The sequence below is a fragment of the Ruegeria sp. BC7 genome (genome assembly GCF_056539165.1).
The window spans coordinates 35,525-51,073 of sequence record NZ_JBQFUL010000006.1 but is presented as its reverse complement, the minus strand read 5'-3'; the positions used below and the strand labels follow the sequence as shown (position 1 = coordinate 51,073).

Genomic DNA, 15,549 nt, shown 5'->3' with positions numbered 1-15,549 from the left:
ATCGCATGATAAAACGGAACTATCAAGATCAGACCCCCACCGATGAGAGGTGAGATGAGCGACGATCCTTATTCCGTCCTTGGTGTTGCGAAAGACGCCACCGCCGCCGAAATCAAGAAAGCCTATCGGCGTATCGCAAAGGAATGTCACCCGGACCTGAAACCCGGCGACGCCGAGGCAGAGGCCAAGTTCAAGGCCGCCGCTGCTGCCTATGACCTGCTGAAAGACCCCGACACGCGCGCGCGATATGACAATGGTGAGATTGACGCCTCGGGTCAGGAACGTCCGCAGCAGCAATATTACCGCGACTATGCCGAGGCCGCCGGAAACCCCTATCGCGGACGGGCTGCGGACCCGGACGATATGTCCGACATCTTTGCCGAGTTCATGCGGGGACGCGGCGGCTTTGGCCAGCGCACACAGGACTTCCACGCGCCCGGCCACAATCGCGCCTACAGCCTGCAAATCAGCTTTCTGGATGCCGTGTTCGGGGCTAGCCAGAAGCTAACGCTGCCCGATGGCGACCGGATCGAGGTCAAAATTCCAGCAGGCATAACCGACGGCCAGACAATCCGTCTGCGGGGCAAAGGCGACCCCGGTTTCGGCGAAGGGCCGCCCGGTGATGCTCTGGTCACAGTTTCGGTCGCGCCACATCCCGTATTCAAGCGAGAGGGAGACGACATCCACATCACACTGCCAATCTCGATCGACGAGGCCATACTGGGCGGCAAAGTCCCGGCCCCAACCATAGATGGCGGTGTAAATGTCAGCGTCCCTGCGGGAACCAGCAGCGGCAAAACTCTGCGATTACGCGGGAAAGGCGTCAAGAAACGCGGATCAAACGAGCGCGGAGATCAATTGATCGAGCTGACAATCTCGATGCCTGACCGAGTTGACGATGAACTGAAGGGCTTTTTCGAGACTTGGCGCGAGAGCCACAGCTATGATCCGCGCAAAGGAATGCCGTCATGACCCGTTCCCTGACCGAAGAAGAACTGATCGAAACCGTTTCCCGACTGACGTCGCTGCGCTTGTCCGAATACCTCGCCGCCGAGATCGTCATCCCCGAGCAAACAGACCGGGGACTCGTCTATCACAGTCTGGACGTGGCGCGTCTTGAACTGGCCTGCGAACTGCACGAGCAGTACGATATGGAGGCGGATGCCCTGGCCATGATGATCTCATTGATCGACCAGATGCATGGGCTGCGTGCTGAACTGCGTGAGGTCCTGAGCGCGGTCGAAGCCCAGCCCGACCCCGTTCGGCAGACGCTGATCGAAGTCATCGGAGCAGCGCGTTTCAGCCGGACGTGAATGGTCAGTTCCCCACCACGTATTCCTCAGGCACGAAAAACGTGTAGTCCCGGTCCGCGACGGCTTCGTGGCAATCGTGACAATAGGAAACGGCGCTGGCGCGATCGCCCATCGTGTCCCCAAAAAGCGACCCATCCGGCATGACCATTATATATCGCCAGTCTGCCGTGTCGGGGCTGGCACCCTCGGCCAGTTTTTCCATTATGAACAACGCGCCCGGATGCGTATTGCCTTCGTCCGTAACGGTCATGCTGTCCTTTGCCAGCACGGAACCCATCGGCAGTTTCTCACCGTCCTGCAGAGTGCCATAGTTGTGTGCCATGCGGTTTGCATAACTGTTTACAAACCGCTGCCCGTGGGTTGCTGAAATATACGGCGCATCATTGAACAAGGGCCAGTTCTGGTAATTTCTGAGCTGCTCAAGCTGTGCAGCAGCATATCCCTGCGCCATTCGCTTCTGCAAAGACTCATAAATACGCAGCGCCTCATCCTTGGAAAGCTCTGCAGGATTCTCAATCGCGAGATGAGCGTCCTCATCGCTTGACTGAGCCGCCACCTGCTTCGCAGCAAAGCCCGCAACGGCCAAGATGCAGAGCAAATTGAGATTATGTGCTATCAACCGTGAAAACATAATGATCGCCCAACTGGTCAATTCCGTTCATTTGAAAGCCGCGCCAGGTAAAAGAAAATAATAGCGGCAAAGAACAATCTCGCCAAACTCGGTTCAATACATTCACCGCAATGTGCGCAGCCGTGAAAGAAATTCACCCGCTTTGACCAGACAAATATATCAAATTGCGCATGCAATAGACAGCGTTCAGCGCAGGAAATCTGGTATCTGGTCGCGCAAATTTTAGGCTTACTGCCCTTCCAGACCCGCTTCGGCGGCAATCTGCCTACGGGATTTCCGGGCACGCTCGGTTGCTGACTTCAACTGACCACAGGCGGCCATGATATCCTCACCGCGAGTCTTGCGGATCGGCGAGGCATAGCCCGCTTGGTAGATGATATTCGCAAAGGCCCGAATGCGGTTTTTCGAGCTGCGTTTGTAGGGCGCACCGGGCCATTCATTGAAGGGGATCAGATTGATCTTGGCCGGGATTTTGTGGCGTTTGATATGATCAATCAGACGATGTGCGTCTTCGTCACTGTCGTTCACACCATCCAGCATCACATATTCAAAGGTGATCCGCTCGGAATTCGACACATTGGGATAACTGGCCAGCGCCTGCAGCAATTCCTCGATGTTCCAGCGTTTGTTGATCGGCACGAGCACGTCGCGGGTTTCGTCGGTCGTTGCGTGGAAGGAAATGGCAAGCAAACAGCCAATCTCTTCGGCGGTGCGCGCAATTTCCGGCACCACGCCCGATGTGGATAGGGTGATCCGGCGGCGCGACAGGGAAATGCCCTCGGGGTCCATCGCGATCTTCATCGCGTCACGGACATTTTCAAAGTTATATAGCGGCTCGCCCATGCCCATCAGGACGATATTCGACAGAAGGCGGGTTTCGTCCTTGGGCGCGCCGGGGGTCGGCCATTCCTCAAGATCGTCGCGCGCCATCATCACCTGACCGACGATTTCCGCCGCAGTCAGGTTCCGCACCAGTTTCTGCGTCCCGGTATGGCAAAAAGAGCAAGTCAGCGTGCATCCGACCTGAGACGAGATACATAGCGTCCCACGGTCTTCTTCCGGGATGTAGACCACCTCAACCTCGTGGCCTCCTGCGATCCGCACAAGGTATTTGCGGGTGCCGTCCTCAGAGATTTGCCGCGTCACCACTTCGGGGATTTCGATGACAAAGTTCTCGGCCAGTTGCGCGCGATACGCTTTGGCGAGGTTGGTCATTTCGGAAAAGTCGCGCACACCCCACTGATAGATCCACTGCCATATCTGACCGGTGCGCATTTTGGCCTGTTTCTCAGGCGTGCCATGTTCAATCAGAACCTCACGCAAACGATCGCGGGTCAACCCGACAAGGTTCACCTTCCCCTCAGGCAACTTGCGAGGAATGGTCATGACATCTTGAGTGATCGGCGCTTTGGGCGACATAGGGCTATCTCGGCAGATTCTGGCTTGGGATGCGCCTCTATATAGGACACAGCGCAAAGATCAAAAGGAATCGTACCGATCAATTTGCAAGCCGCAACAATTCGTCCACACGCGCCCGGCCAAGCTCGACCCGGCAGGAGGTGATGGCGATGCCTGTCCCGGACCCGCCCCCGAAAGAAGCACCCACAGCGTCGCACTGTGCGTCCCTGTATCCTAACCAAGCGTCTTGTGAGGCTTCCAAAGCGGGTTGGGCGACGACACGTTGTGTCACCTCGTCCAACTCTTTTGCGGCCTGCATCGCAATCGAAAAACTTGTCTCCAACGCCAGCCCGACACGCTTTTCCATGTCGCCGACACATGTTCCGATTTCGACCTGAGAACTGGCATCCCCGCACTCCAAAGCAGGATCCGCCACGGCGGAGGACGAGAACAACAAGACAAAAAAGACGAGACGCATAGCCAACCCCGGGGAAATCATTGATGCAATGGCGGCTACAATAGCACGCAATCGGCAATGACCCCAAACGCGGTTCGGTCGCATCAGCTTGGCTCATGCGACCGAAGCCCGTAGGCTAGCTCAGACTGGATTCTGGTGCCGAAAGACGATCAGACCCCGGCAGGCAGGATATCACAATCCGTGGCGTCCAGCGTTTGCACCGGATCTTGCGGGCCGCACTGTTCGCCGGATACCGGATAGGTATCAGCTTCTTTTTCACACGCACTAAGAAATACGGCAGCCGTCACCAACAACATGGCAAGAGATTTATTCAGCATATCAAGTTCCTTCGTTCTCACTGAACCGATTAGTTCAGATAATTCGAACCCTCTCTTTGATACGGATCAAATTAAGGGTCAACATCCGACTAAAGGAAACCCATTGAAAAACGGAACGAACTTTTGGCAAAGTTTATTGGCTGGTACACCGCTTTTCGGCATCTTCGATCGCAGCCGTGAACCCCAACAGCGAGAAGGTGTCTTTGGTTTGCGTGCCACGCTCGGATCGGGCTGTCAGAACAGCTTCGGTGCCGCGCTTCATGGCTGCAACCACTTTCAGGTCTTCACCTTCGGTCGCGGGCCATGCCCATTCGCCTTCGGTGATCAGCTCGAACTTGGTGCCGTCAACGTCCAGATTGACTGTCGAACCGGCTGCAAAGGGATAGCCGCCAGTGAATGTGACCTGACCCTTCACTTCGGCGTTGGGGCGGTAGAAAACAAACAGCAGGATGTCGCTGCGCCGCACCGAAACAACACGCCCTCCGCGAGTGTTCACCGTTTCCTTCGGGGCGGACACGCTCCAGCATTCGGTAGGATCATCCTCGACGAACACGCTCCAGTCCGTTTTGGCTGCCACCCGATTTGTGCTGGTCGCCTGCTGAGCGGTTGCTGTTGTGGCCATCCCTGCCACGCAAAGGCCCGCGATCACGCGGACAAGCTTTGATCCCATCTGTCCAGCCTCCTAGCTCGACCTAATACCTCATACCCACCGGAGTCGCCTGCGAACCCTGCCTGGTTCGTCTGTAAGTTGCGTATTCCGGTGATTGTCGACATACACACACTAACGCAGGTTTCGCCACAGGCGAAAGGGCGATTGGCAGAATTTTGCGCATGTTACGGAGGGTCCAGATGACGCAGCCAGTACCAATGACAGAACTGTGGCGCGGCCCCTTGCTGGAAAGCCTGCATCTGGGCCACGCGGTGATCTGCGACGACAGCGGCCAGATCGTGCAAAGCTGGGGTGATCCCAACGCGGTGATCTATCCGCGATCCTCGGCCAAGATGATCCAGGGGCTGCCGCTGATCACATCCGGAGCGGCGGCGACATACCGGCTGAATTCCGAGCATCTGGCGCTGGCCTGCGCGTCCCACAGCGGCGCGCATATTCACACGGATCGGGTGTCGGCCTGGTTGGATCATCTGGGCCTGACCGAACATGACCTGCGCTGCGGTCCGCAAGAACCGCAGGACATGGCGGCACGCGACGGTTTGATATTGGCGGATGACACGCCCTGCCAGATCCACAACAACTGCTCTGGCAAGCATTGCGGGTTCCTGACCGTGACCCAGCATATGGGGGCCGGGCCGGAATACCTTGAGATCGACCATCCCGTGCAACAGGCCTGCCTGTCAGCCATCGAAGAAACAACGGGCGAAACCAGCCCGGCCTATGGGATCGACGGCTGCTCGGCCCCGAACTTTGCAACCTCGCTGGCTGGGCTGGCGCGGTCGATGGCGTGGTTCGCCAGCGCCGCAGACAGGTCGGATCGGGCCAGCGACGCGGCGGCGCAACTGACGGCTGCGATGATCAAACATCCTGAACTTGTTGCCGGGGAAAGCCGCGCCTGCACCGAGCTGATGCGCGCCATGCAGGGCCGTGCAGCAATCAAGACCGGGGCCGAGGCCGTCTTTGTCGCCATCGTTCCCGAAAAACGCATGGGGGTCGCGCTGAAGATCACCGACGGCACCACGCGTGCAAGCGAATGTGCCATTGCCGCCATTCTGGTCAGCCTCGGCGTGCTGGAGGCCGATCACCCGGCCACCCGCAAATTCATGAACGCCACGCAATACAGCCGTCGCGGTCTGGAATGTGGGCTGATCCGCCCAGCGCCGGGGTTCCCCGGCTAGGCGTCACATCTCGATCTCGTGCACCTCGGCCACCTCGACCGAGCCAGAGCCGTTCACCACCATTGGGCATCCCTTGGCCATCTCGGTTGCCGCATCCATGCTGTCGGCCTTGATGACGGTAAAGCCCGAAGCCGGGTTTGCGCCGCCATTGTCGACCACACCGCTGGAACTGACCGTAAAAGACTGGCCAACCGGGTTTCCGGGGATTTCAAGCGCCGCGCCCATATTCTGGAACCATGCACCCCAGGCAGCCATGGTCGCTTCGATCTCGGCCGGGTCGGTCGGGGTATGGCCACCGTGATAAACAAATAGAAATTGCGGCATTTTTTCCTCCCTAATGAAATCTAATTCAACTGTGCAGCAAGCTTGTCGAGCGTCGACGTCCAGCCTTTTTCGTGGTTGGCCGCGATATCGTCGTCACCCAGATCGCGGTGATCAATGATCAGCCGTGCGCCTTGGCCAGCGGGTTCAACAAATAGCGTGACGTGGCTTTCGGCACCGCGCCGGTCCTGATCGTCATGCCAACCCCACGTAAACCCAACGGATTTGGGCGGATCGACATGCGTGACCTGCCCCGATACCTTGAAACGCTGGCCCTCTGCGTTCTGCATCACCGAATACCACGGGCCAAGGCGTGAAAAATCCAGATTGTGTTCGGGCACATGCACGCCTTCCGGCCCCCACCACTGCAACAGCTTTTCTGCATCGCTGATCCAGGCAAACAGGTCTTTGGGGTCAATCGGGAACTCTCGTTCCAGTTTCAGGTCGGCCATGACTGCTCCTTTTCGATAGCGTCGCCCAACCGATCAAGGCTGCTTTCCCAGAATTGCCGTTTCGAGATGGTCCATTCAGCGACAGCCCGCAGCCCTTCGGCCCGGATGGAGTACATGCGCTGAGTGCCGCGCACGCGCTGCTGCACCAGACCTGCCTCGCGCAGTACCTTCAAATGCCGCGAGATCGCTGCACCGGACATGCCGCGCCCTTCGATCAGGTCACCGGCGGGTAATTCCCCATCCTGCATCAACTGCTCGACGATCGAAAACCGGGTGGCGTCGGACAATGCGGAAAAGGCGGTCAGAAGTGTGTTCATGACCACTTATTAACATTTTTGTTAAATTGAGGAAAGCCCCGATGTTACGACCGGGCGAACTCGGACCGTGCGTATCCCTGCAAATATAGCAGAGCGGTCAGATCGCCGTGGTTGACCCGAACATCGCATTTCTCGGCGACCGAGGGCTTGGCATGCAGCGCGACCCCCGTTCCGGCGCGGCCCAGCATCCCAAGATCATTTGCCCCGTCGCCCACGGCAATCACATCCGCCTCGGACAAACCCAACCGTGCCGTGATCTGTTCCAGAGCGTCCACCTTGGCCTGCCGTCCCAGAATTGGCCGCTGAACGTCGCCGGTCAGTTCACCGTTCTCGGCCAGCAGGGTGTTGGCCCGGTTCTCATCGAAGCCCAAGACCTCTGCGACTTTTGCCGTGAAGGCCGTGAACCCGCCTGAGACAAGCGCTGCGTATCCGCCGGTTGCGCGCATGGTCGCAACCAGTTCCTTGCCACCGGGCATCAGGGTGATCCGTTCGGCCAGCACTTTGGCAATCACGGCCTCGTCCAGACCCTTCAGCAAACCGACACGTTCGGTCAGCGCGCCCTCGAAATCCAGCTCTCCGTTCATCGCGCGGGCGGTGATATCCTTGACGCGGTCGCCTACGCCCGCTTCATCCGCCAGCTCATCGATACATTCCTGCTGGATCATTGTGCTGTCCATATCGGCCAGCAGCATCTTCTTTCGCCGCCCTTCGGTGGGTTGCACAACCAGATCAACGCCCATGTTCTGCAGATCCGCCCAGACGACCCATTGATTGTCCGGCGTTTGAGGTACCGAAAACTCGGCCGCCTCGTCCGGGCTAAGCCAAACGATGTCGCCCCCGCCCCACGCATTGCGCAACGACTCCACCAGTGTCTGGTTAAGCGTCGGCGCGTCGGGGTTGGTGATCAGTGTGGCAACGTACATCTTCGGTCTCCTGCAAGTTGCCCTGCGCATATCGCAGGTGCAGCATTTTCACCAGAGACAGATTGATGCGGCCTAGCCCAGAATTCCCGGCAACCGCAAACCATGTTCACGCGCACAATCCTTTGCGATGTCATAGCCCGCATCCGCATGACGCCACACGCCTGAGGCCGGGTCGTTCCACAACACACGTTCCAACCGCCTTGCGGCGTCCTCGGTTCCGTCGGCGCAGATCACGACACCGGCGTGCTGACTGAACCCCATGCCCACACCGCCTCCGTGATGCAGGGACACCCATGTCGCGCCGCTGGCAGTGTTGATCAACGCATTCAACAGGGGCCAGTCACTCACCGCGTCAGACCCGTCTAGCATCGCCTCGGTTTCGCGGTTGGGGCTAGCAACCGAGCCGCTATCCAGATGGTCCCGACCAATGACGACCGGCGCTTTCAACTCGCCATTGGCCACCATTTCGTTGAAAGCCAATCCCGCGCGGTGCCGATCGCCCAACCCGATCCAGCAGATACGGGCAGGCAGCCCTTGAAATGCGATCCGGTCCCGCGCCATGTCCAGCCAACGATGCAGGTGCTCGTTCTCAGGGAACAGTTCCTTCATCTTGGCGTCGGTCTTGTAGATGTCCTCGGGGTCGCCGGACAACGCGCACCAGCGGAACGGACCGATCCCCTTGCAGAACAGAGGGCGGATATAGGCGGGAACAAAACCGGGGAAGGCAAAGGCATTCTGCAGCCCTTCATCCTGCGCCACCTGTCGGATGTTGTTGCCATAATCCAGCGTCGGCACGCCTGCGTTCCAGAAATCGACCATCGCCGCAACGTGTTGTTTCATCGACGCGCATGCGGCCTTTTCGACCGCTTTAGGGTCTGTTTCGCGCTTGTCGCGCCATTCGGCCATCGACCATCCCACCGGCAGGTAACCGTTGATCGGGTCGTGCGCGCTGGTCTGGTCCGTGACGATATCAGGACGCACCCCGCCCTCGGCCATGCGGCGGTAGATCTCGGGGAAAACTTCGGCGGCATTGCCCAGCAAACCAACCGATTTCGCCTCACCCGCTTTGGTCCAGCGGTCGATCATCGCCAGCGCCTCGTCCAGCGTGTCGGCCTTTTCGTCCAGATATTTGGTCCGCAGACGGAAGTCGATGCTGTCCGGGTTGCACTCGACCGCCAGACAACAGGCTCCGGCGAAAACAGCCGCCAGAGGTTGCGCACCACCCATACCGCCCAAACCCGCGGTCAGAATCCACCGGCCTGTCAGATCGCCGCCATAGTGCTGACGCCCGGCCTCGGCAAAGGTTTCATAGGTGCCCTGAACGATACCTTGTGTGCCGATATAGATCCACGACCCCGCAGTCATCTGGCCGTACATCATCAAGCCCTTCTTATCGAGCTCGTTAAAATGGTCCCAGGTCGCCCAATGCGGCACAATGTTGGAGTTGGCGATCAAGACGCGCGGCGCATCCTTGTGCGTGCGGATGATGGCCACTGGTTTGCCGGACTGGACGATCAAGGTCTCGTCCGCCTCCAGATCCTTCAGACCAGCGACGATCGTGTCGAAATCTTTCCATGTCCGCGCCGCGCGTCCGATACCGCCATAGACCACCAGCTCATGCGGGTTTTCGGCCACATCCGGGTGCAGGTTGTTCATCAACATCCGCAGCGGAGCCTCGGTCATCCAGCTTTTGGCATTCAACTCGGGGCCGGTCGGCGGATAGACATCGCGGGTGTTTTTGCGCGGATCGCTCATAAGTGGGCTCCTGTGTTGGTGAGTTCGCCTGAAAGCGCCAGTTCGCTTAAACGGGACAGCATATTGCGCAGATGAGGTCGCAGGGATGCGGCGCGTTCCTCGCGCCATGTCCATGGGGGTGTTTCGTCCATATACGCCCGCTGCGCGATTTCCATCTGGATCGCATGAATACCCTCGGACGGGCGACCGTAATGGCGCGTTGTCCATCCCCCCCGAAAGCGACCGTTCAAAACGGATGAGTATCCATCAGCATCAGTCGCGACGTGATGTACAGCCTGCTCAATAGCGGGATGACAACTCTGGCCGCCATTTGTGCCCGTATTGAACACCGGTAGTTCGCCCTCAAACAGATATGGGATCACGGATCGGATCGAGTGACAATCGAACAGGATCGCAACACCGTGGCGATTACGGACCCGCTCCAACTCTTGCTGCAGGGCATCGTGATATGGCGCGTGGAACGCCTGCCGTCGGCTTTCCGTTTCGTCCGCCGAAGGGTCCTGACCCTCAACCCAAATCGGGCGCCCGTCAAAATCCGTCAAAGGCACAAGCGTCGTCGTATTCTGCCCCGGATACAATGACGCCCCGTCCGGTGCACGATTGGCGTCAATGACATAGCGATGAATGTTGGATTGAACGACGGATACACCGTCGAAAACCCCTTTGTAGAGCCTGTTTATGTGCCAATCGGTATCGGCGAGGGCGCGGCCGGTGTCGTTCAGGCGCACCGCGATATCGGCAGGCACAAACGTCCCGCCATGAGGTTGCCCCAGCACGATCGGGCTGTCGCCCCTTAGAACGCTGACCACTTGCATCAGTTAAGCTCCGGCATCGGGGTGCCCACCGCCCTCAGGATATCCCCGTCGGCGACCAGCCTTTTTGCGGCCTCAAGGTCCGGGGCCAGATAGCGATCATCCTTTAGCGGGTCGATGTCCGCGCGCAGACGCTGGATGACCTGCTGCAATGGCGCGCTGGTGCCAAGCGGTGCGCGAAATTCCACACCCTGAGCAGCGCACAGCAGTTCGACGCCCAGAATGTAGCTCAGGTTATCGACCATGCGCATCAGACGTCGCGCCCCATGCGCCGCCATCGAGACGTGGTCTTCCTGGTTGGCGGATGTCGGTGTGCTGTCTGTGACGCAGGGGTTCGCCAGATGCTTGTTTTCGCTCATCAACGCGGCAGTGGTGACTTCGGCGATCATCAGGCCCGAATTCAGACCCGGTTCAGGCGTCAGGAAGGGCGGCAGGTCAAAGCTAAGGGTCGGATCAACCATGAGCGCAATACGGCGCTGCGCAATAGCGCCGATTTCAGACAGGGCCAGCGCGATCATATCCGCCGCAAAACCCACGGGTTCGGCATGAAAGTTCCCGCCTGACAGAATTGCATCCTCAAGCACCAGCGGATTGTCCGTGGCGGCGTTGGCCTCAACCTCAAGCGTGGCCGCCGCCTGGCGCATGACATCCATCGCTGCACCCGTGACCTGTGGCTGGCACCGGATGCAATACGGGTCCTGAACGCGTGTATCCCCGTCACGATGGCTCTCGCGTATTTCAGACCCGGCCAGAATGGATCGCATGGCTCCGGCGGCTTCGGTTTGCCCTCGGTGGCCGCGCAGGGCGTGAATTTCGGGCCGCAGAGGGGCGGTAGAGCCCATGATCGCGTCCGTCGAAAGCGCTGAAATGGCCAGAGCGTTCTGGGCCGCGCGCCAGGCTTCAAACAATCCGGCCAGCGCGTATGCGGTTGAGAACTGGGTTCCGTTAATAAAGGCCAACCCTTCTTTCGGTCCAAGTTCAACAGGCTCTAACCCGACCGATTTCAGCGCGTCGCGGCCCGGCAATACGCGGCCATCGACATCGGCCTCACCCTCTCCGATCAACACAGCCGTCATATGCGCCAGCGGTGCAAGATCGCCTGAGGCACCCACAGAACCCTGCGCAGGCACAACCGGAGTAACCCCGCGCTCCAACATATTTTGCAACAGCTCGATCAGGTCCCAACGCACACCCGACGCTCCGCGCCCGAATGAGATCAGCTTGAGCGTCATCATCAGCCGTGTAATGCGACGGGGCACGGCCGGCCCGACGCCACAGCAATGGCTGAGGATCAGGTTGCACTGCAGCTTGGCCGTGTCATCCGCTTTGATCTTATGGCTCGCCAGTTTGCCAAAACCGGTGTTGACGCCATAGACCGCCGCCTCTCCTGCGGCGGCGTCCTGAACGCGCGACGCTGCCGCATCGACGGCTGGTCGGCACCCATCTTTCAGAAAGGCCGAAGCCTGCGTGCGATAGATTTCCGCAAGATCAGACAGCGAAACCTGCCCCGGCACCAAAGCGTAACGCGTCATACCTGACCTCCGAATACGCGCGTGTGCAGGGGGTTGAATCCGATCCGGTATGGCAACTCTGCCGGATGCTGAACATCCCACACCGCCAGATCAGCGCGCTGACCGACAGCGATCGTGCCGCTATCCCTTAACCCAAGCGCCAGGGCTGCATTCCGGGTGACCCCGGCCCATGCGTCTTCGGGTGTCAGGCGGAACAGGGTGCAAGCCATGTTCATCGTCAGCAAGATCGAGGCCAGCGGAGACGACCCCGGATTGCAATCCGTCGCCAGCGCCATAGGCACACCATTGTCCCTCAGCATCTGCACCGGAGGAACCTGCGTCTCGCGCAAAGTGTAGAACGCCCCCGGCAAAAGCACGGCAACGGTGCCAGCCTCTGCCATCGCGGATACGCCGGCGCTGTCCAGATACTCGATATGATCAGCGGACAAAGCCCCGTATCTGGCCGCCAGCCTTGCCCCGCCAAGATTAGAAAGCTGTTCGGCATGCAGTTTAACGGGCAGCCCAAGGTGCTTGGCTTCATCAAAAACAACAGCAATCTGGTCGGGTGAGAAAGCTATTCCTTCACAAAAGCCGTCCACCGCATCCACCAGCCCCTCGGACTGAGCTGCACGCAGGGTTGGGAGGCAGACCTCGTTCAGATAGTCGTCTGGCCGGCCCGCAAAGTCAGGTGGCACGGCATGCGCGCCCAAAAAGCTTGTTCTGACCCGAACCGGGCGAACCTGCCCGATCTGTCGCGCCACGCGCAGCATTTTCAGTTCGGTTTCAGTATCCAAACCATAACCGGATTTGATTTCGATGCAGGCAACACCTTCCGCAATCAAAGCATCCACGCGGGTCAGGGCATCGGCCAAAAGCTCTGCTTCGCTGGCCTTCCGAGTCGCCGTGACCGTCGACAGGATTCCGCCCCTCGCACGGGCGATCTGTTCGTATGAGGCACCGTTCAGCCGCATCTCGAACTCTGCTGCCCGGTTGCCCCCGAATACAATATGCGTATGGGCGTCAATCAGGGCCGGTGTCATCAACCTGTCCCCAAAATCCGTGCGTGGCCACGCCGAATATTGAGGGGGCAAGGCCGACTTTGGGCCGACCCACGCAATTCTCTCACCTTCGACCGCAACAGCCATGTCCCGGCCCAAACCATATGGATCTGATCCCGGCACCATCGAGGCCACCTGAGAACAGAAAAGGACCGATTGTGCCGCCATGACGATTCCTTGGGGTTTCCGTTGCAATTTGTCATTTCGTATATGTATAAATATTTAAAGTCTACACAAATTGGGATACTGATGTCGATCCACGCCAAAACTGCCTTGCTAGGCTCTGATTGGTTCCACGATCTTTGGGTCAAGGTTGAGCATGGCCAGATAACGCAGATACAAACCGGGGTCGGAGCCAAGTCAGATGACGTGCGCGTTGATGTCCTGCTGCCAGCCTTGGCCAACCTGCACAGCCACGCGTTCCAAAGGGCCATGGCGGGCATGACCGAAGTGCGCGCAGCCGGACGCGAGAGCTTTTGGACGTGGCGCACGCTGATGTACCGTTTTCTGGACAGGCTGAACCCAAAGCAGGTTCAAGCCATTGCAGCATTGGTCTACATGGAGATGCAGGAGGCCGGGTACGCCTCGGTGGGTGAGTTTCACTATGTCCACCATCAACCAGGAGGGCAGCCCTTCAACACGCTTTCCGAACTCAGCCAGCGCATCTTAGCTGCCGCAAGTCAGACCGGCATCGGGTTGACCCATCTGCCTGTGCTATACACCTATGGCGGCGTGCGGCAGGAGCCTCTGACCGGTGGGCAATTGCGATTTGGCAACTCGGCAGATCGGTTTCTAAGGCTGGTTGAAGAGTGCCAACGGGCTCTGCCCCATTCGGATTCTGTAATCGGGGTCGCGCCCCACTCCCTGCGCGCGACCACGGCGCAGCACATTCAGACCGTACTCGACGCACGACCAAGCGGTCCTGTGCATATGCACATCGCTGAACAGATGCAGGAGGTCGCCGACGTCGAAGCCGCCCTTGGCGACCGTCCTGTTGGCTGGCTACTCAGCAACTTTGACGTGGATAGCCGCTGGTGCCTGATCCATGCGACGCACATGACCAACGCGGAAACGCAGCGGTTGGCGCAATCCAAAGCCGTGGCTGGGTTGTGCCCGATCACCGAGGCCAACCTTGGGGACGGTATCTTCAACGGGGCGGAGTACATCAACAATGGTGGGCGGTTCGGCGTCGGATCAGACTCTAATATCAGGATTTCACTACCCGAAGAGCTCCAGATGCTGGAGTATTCGCAACGCCTCCGCGACCGGGCGCGCACCATTATGGTTTCGCCGGAAGGATCGGTTGGCCATGCCCTTTATACCGGTGCCGCGGCTGGCGGCGCACAGGCGCTGGGGCGTAACAGCGGGGAAATCGCGGTGGGCAAAATAGCCGACCTTGTCGCCATCGACCGCACCCACCCGACGCTGTGTGCCTTGCGTGACGATCAGGTGCTGGACGGTCTTTGTTTTGCTGCCCCGGATGGGTTGGTGACAGACCTGTGGTCGGCTGGACGCCATATGGTGCGACAAGGGCGACACATTCATCGTGAACAGATCATCCCAGCGTACCGGGCAGCGATTGCGGAACTGCTAAGCGAACTCTAAGACAAGGCACCAAAGCCGAGGCCACATGACCCAACCCACCGAAAACACCAGCTACAAAGACATCAAGAAGACCGTTCTGGCACGTATTCGGTCTGGTGAGTGGCAGCCGGATTCGCTGCTGCCGAATGAGTCAGCGCTTGCCGCCGAATTCTCGTGCACCCGCACCACCGTCAACCGGGCGCTTAGGGAACTGGCCGAAGAAGGATATCTGGAACGCCGCCGCAAAGCCGGAACGCGAGTCCTGAGCGCACCGCAACGTCAGGCGCGGTTCACCATCCCCATGGTCCGAGACGAGGTTGAGGCGTTGGGCGGGACCTATCGCTATGCGCTGGTGTCCTGCGATCAGAAAACGGCCCCCGACTGGCTGGCCGCGCGGCTTGCCCTATCGCCGGGTCAGGACGTCGTGCATGTGCGCTGCATGCACTATTCGGGCAACACGCCTTTTCAGTACGAAGATCGCTGGATCGTCACCGACAGCGTGCCGCAGGTGAAGCAGGCGGATTTCTCAGAGATCGGCCCGAATGAATGGCTGATCCAGACCGTGCCTTTCACCAATGTGGAACTGACCTTTCTGGCCAGCCGCGCAAATGCAACTCTGGCTGACTTTCTGGATGTCGCCGAAGGTGAGCCGGTTTTCACAGGCGAGCGTATCACGTGGCTTGAGGGGCAGCCTGTTACCTTTGCCAAGATGTATTTTGCAGCCGGGTACCGCATGACCACTCAGTTCTGAGAGGTTCTGGATTCTCGCAATTTTGACTTTACCGCCCCCGCATTCCAAGCCAGATTCAGAACCGGACAATCCGGCATAAG

The 15,549-nt window shown here is 59.0% G+C and carries 18 protein-coding genes; 5 read left to right on the top strand and 13 right to left on the bottom strand.

What is annotated here, in order from left to right:
- The first annotated feature begins 54 nt into the window (after positions 1–54).
- Complete coding sequence (locus ACR0KS_RS15060) at positions 55–972, top strand: J domain-containing protein (RefSeq protein ID WP_170567312.1); 918 nt, start codon at positions 55–57, stop codon at positions 970–972.
- Complete coding sequence (locus ACR0KS_RS15055; RefSeq protein ID WP_170567314.1) at positions 969–1,313, top strand: hypothetical protein; 345 nt, start codon at positions 969–971, stop codon at positions 1,311–1,313. Before ACR0KS_RS15060 ends, ACR0KS_RS15055 begins: the two co-directional genes overlap by 4 nt.
- A gap of 4 nt (positions 1,314–1,317) precedes the next feature.
- Here ACR0KS_RS15055 and ACR0KS_RS15050 read toward each other — a convergent pair whose 3' ends face one another.
- The 5 genes from ACR0KS_RS15050 to ACR0KS_RS15030 all read right to left on the bottom strand — a co-directional run bounded on the left by ACR0KS_RS15050 (position 1,318) and on the right by ACR0KS_RS15030 (position 4,807).
- The gene (locus ACR0KS_RS15050; RefSeq protein ID WP_170567315.1) at positions 1,318–1,944 is read right to left on the bottom strand and encodes a cytochrome P460 family protein; all 627 of its coding nucleotides are present in this window, start codon (positions 1,942–1,944) and stop codon (positions 1,318–1,320) included.
- Between the two features lie 228 nt (positions 1,945–2,172).
- Positions 2,173–3,363 carry a dual-specificity RNA methyltransferase RlmN gene (gene rlmN / locus ACR0KS_RS15045; RefSeq protein ID WP_170567318.1) on the bottom strand — a complete coding sequence of 397 codons (1,191 nt, stop codon included), beginning with the start codon at positions 3,361–3,363 and terminating at the stop codon, positions 2,173–2,175.
- 79 nt (positions 3,364–3,442) lie between these two features.
- On the bottom strand, positions 3,443–3,820 hold the full coding sequence (locus ACR0KS_RS15040; RefSeq protein ID WP_170567320.1) for a lysozyme inhibitor LprI family protein: 378 nt from the start codon (positions 3,818–3,820) through the stop codon (positions 3,443–3,445).
- Between the two features lie 149 nt (positions 3,821–3,969).
- Complete coding sequence (locus ACR0KS_RS15035; RefSeq protein ID WP_170567322.1) at positions 3,970–4,137, bottom strand: hypothetical protein; 168 nt, start codon at positions 4,135–4,137, stop codon at positions 3,970–3,972.
- A gap of 133 nt (positions 4,138–4,270) precedes the next feature.
- Complete coding sequence (locus ACR0KS_RS15030) at positions 4,271–4,807, bottom strand: invasion associated locus B family protein (RefSeq protein ID WP_170388835.1); 537 nt, start codon at positions 4,805–4,807, stop codon at positions 4,271–4,273.
- A 179-nt stretch (positions 4,808–4,986) separates the two neighbouring features.
- On the opposite strand from ACR0KS_RS15030, the gene ACR0KS_RS15025 reads away from it, so the two are divergent.
- Positions 4,987–5,985 (top strand): asparaginase, encoded by a 999-nt coding sequence (locus ACR0KS_RS15025; RefSeq protein WP_170567324.1) that lies wholly within the window; start codon positions 4,987–4,989, stop codon positions 5,983–5,985.
- Positions 5,986–5,988: 3 nt separating this feature from the next.
- Here ACR0KS_RS15025 and ACR0KS_RS15020 read toward each other — a convergent pair whose 3' ends face one another.
- The 8 genes from ACR0KS_RS15020 to hutI all read right to left on the bottom strand — a co-directional run bounded on the left by ACR0KS_RS15020 (position 5,989) and on the right by hutI (position 13,302).
- Positions 5,989–6,309: a YciI family protein gene (locus ACR0KS_RS15020; RefSeq protein ID WP_170567326.1), complete on the bottom strand. Its 321-nt coding sequence runs from the start codon at positions 6,307–6,309 to the stop codon at positions 5,989–5,991.
- A gap of 20 nt (positions 6,310–6,329) precedes the next feature.
- A complete protein-coding gene (locus tag ACR0KS_RS15015; protein ID WP_170485820.1) occupies positions 6,330–6,758 on the bottom strand; it encodes an SRPBCC family protein in 429 nt (142 codons plus the stop codon).
- Positions 6,746–7,075, bottom strand: coding sequence for a metalloregulator ArsR/SmtB family transcription factor (locus tag ACR0KS_RS15010; protein WP_170567329.1), 330 nt, complete (start codon positions 7,073–7,075; stop codon positions 6,746–6,748). The genes ACR0KS_RS15015 and ACR0KS_RS15010 overlap by 13 nt, the downstream gene beginning before the upstream one ends.
- A 44-nt stretch (positions 7,076–7,119) precedes the next feature.
- Positions 7,120–7,998 (bottom strand): phosphoserine phosphatase SerB, encoded by an 879-nt coding sequence (gene serB, locus ACR0KS_RS15005; RefSeq protein ID WP_170567330.1) that lies wholly within the window; start codon positions 7,996–7,998, stop codon positions 7,120–7,122.
- Between the two features lie 72 nt (positions 7,999–8,070).
- On the bottom strand, positions 8,071–9,753 hold the full coding sequence (gene hutU / locus ACR0KS_RS15000; protein WP_170567332.1) for a urocanate hydratase: 1,683 nt from the start codon (positions 9,751–9,753) through the stop codon (positions 8,071–8,073).
- Positions 9,750–10,568: an N-formylglutamate deformylase gene (gene hutG, locus ACR0KS_RS14995; RefSeq protein WP_170567334.1), complete on the bottom strand. Its 819-nt coding sequence runs from the start codon at positions 10,566–10,568 to the stop codon at positions 9,750–9,752. Before hutG ends, hutU begins: the two co-directional genes overlap by 4 nt.
- Positions 10,568–12,097 (bottom strand): histidine ammonia-lyase, encoded by a 1,530-nt coding sequence (gene hutH, locus ACR0KS_RS14990; protein WP_170567336.1) that lies wholly within the window; start codon positions 12,095–12,097, stop codon positions 10,568–10,570. Before hutH ends, hutG begins: the two co-directional genes overlap by 1 nt.
- Positions 12,094–13,302 (bottom strand): imidazolonepropionase, encoded by a 1,209-nt coding sequence (gene hutI / locus ACR0KS_RS14985; protein ID WP_170567338.1) that lies wholly within the window; start codon positions 13,300–13,302, stop codon positions 12,094–12,096. The genes hutH and hutI overlap by 4 nt, the downstream gene beginning before the upstream one ends.
- A gap of 78 nt (positions 13,303–13,380) precedes the next feature.
- Between hutI and ACR0KS_RS14980 the strand changes: the two genes are divergently transcribed.
- Together ACR0KS_RS14980 and ACR0KS_RS14975 are read left to right on the top strand one after the other, a co-directional pair.
- The gene (locus tag ACR0KS_RS14980) at positions 13,381–14,739 is read left to right on the top strand and encodes a formimidoylglutamate deiminase (RefSeq protein ID WP_480693262.1); all 1,359 of its coding nucleotides are present in this window, start codon (positions 13,381–13,383) and stop codon (positions 14,737–14,739) included.
- Between the two features lie 25 nt (positions 14,740–14,764).
- Positions 14,765–15,469 (top strand): GntR family transcriptional regulator, encoded by a 705-nt coding sequence (locus tag ACR0KS_RS14975; RefSeq protein WP_170567343.1) that lies wholly within the window; start codon positions 14,765–14,767, stop codon positions 15,467–15,469.
- Positions 15,470–15,549: the final 80 nt, after the last annotated feature.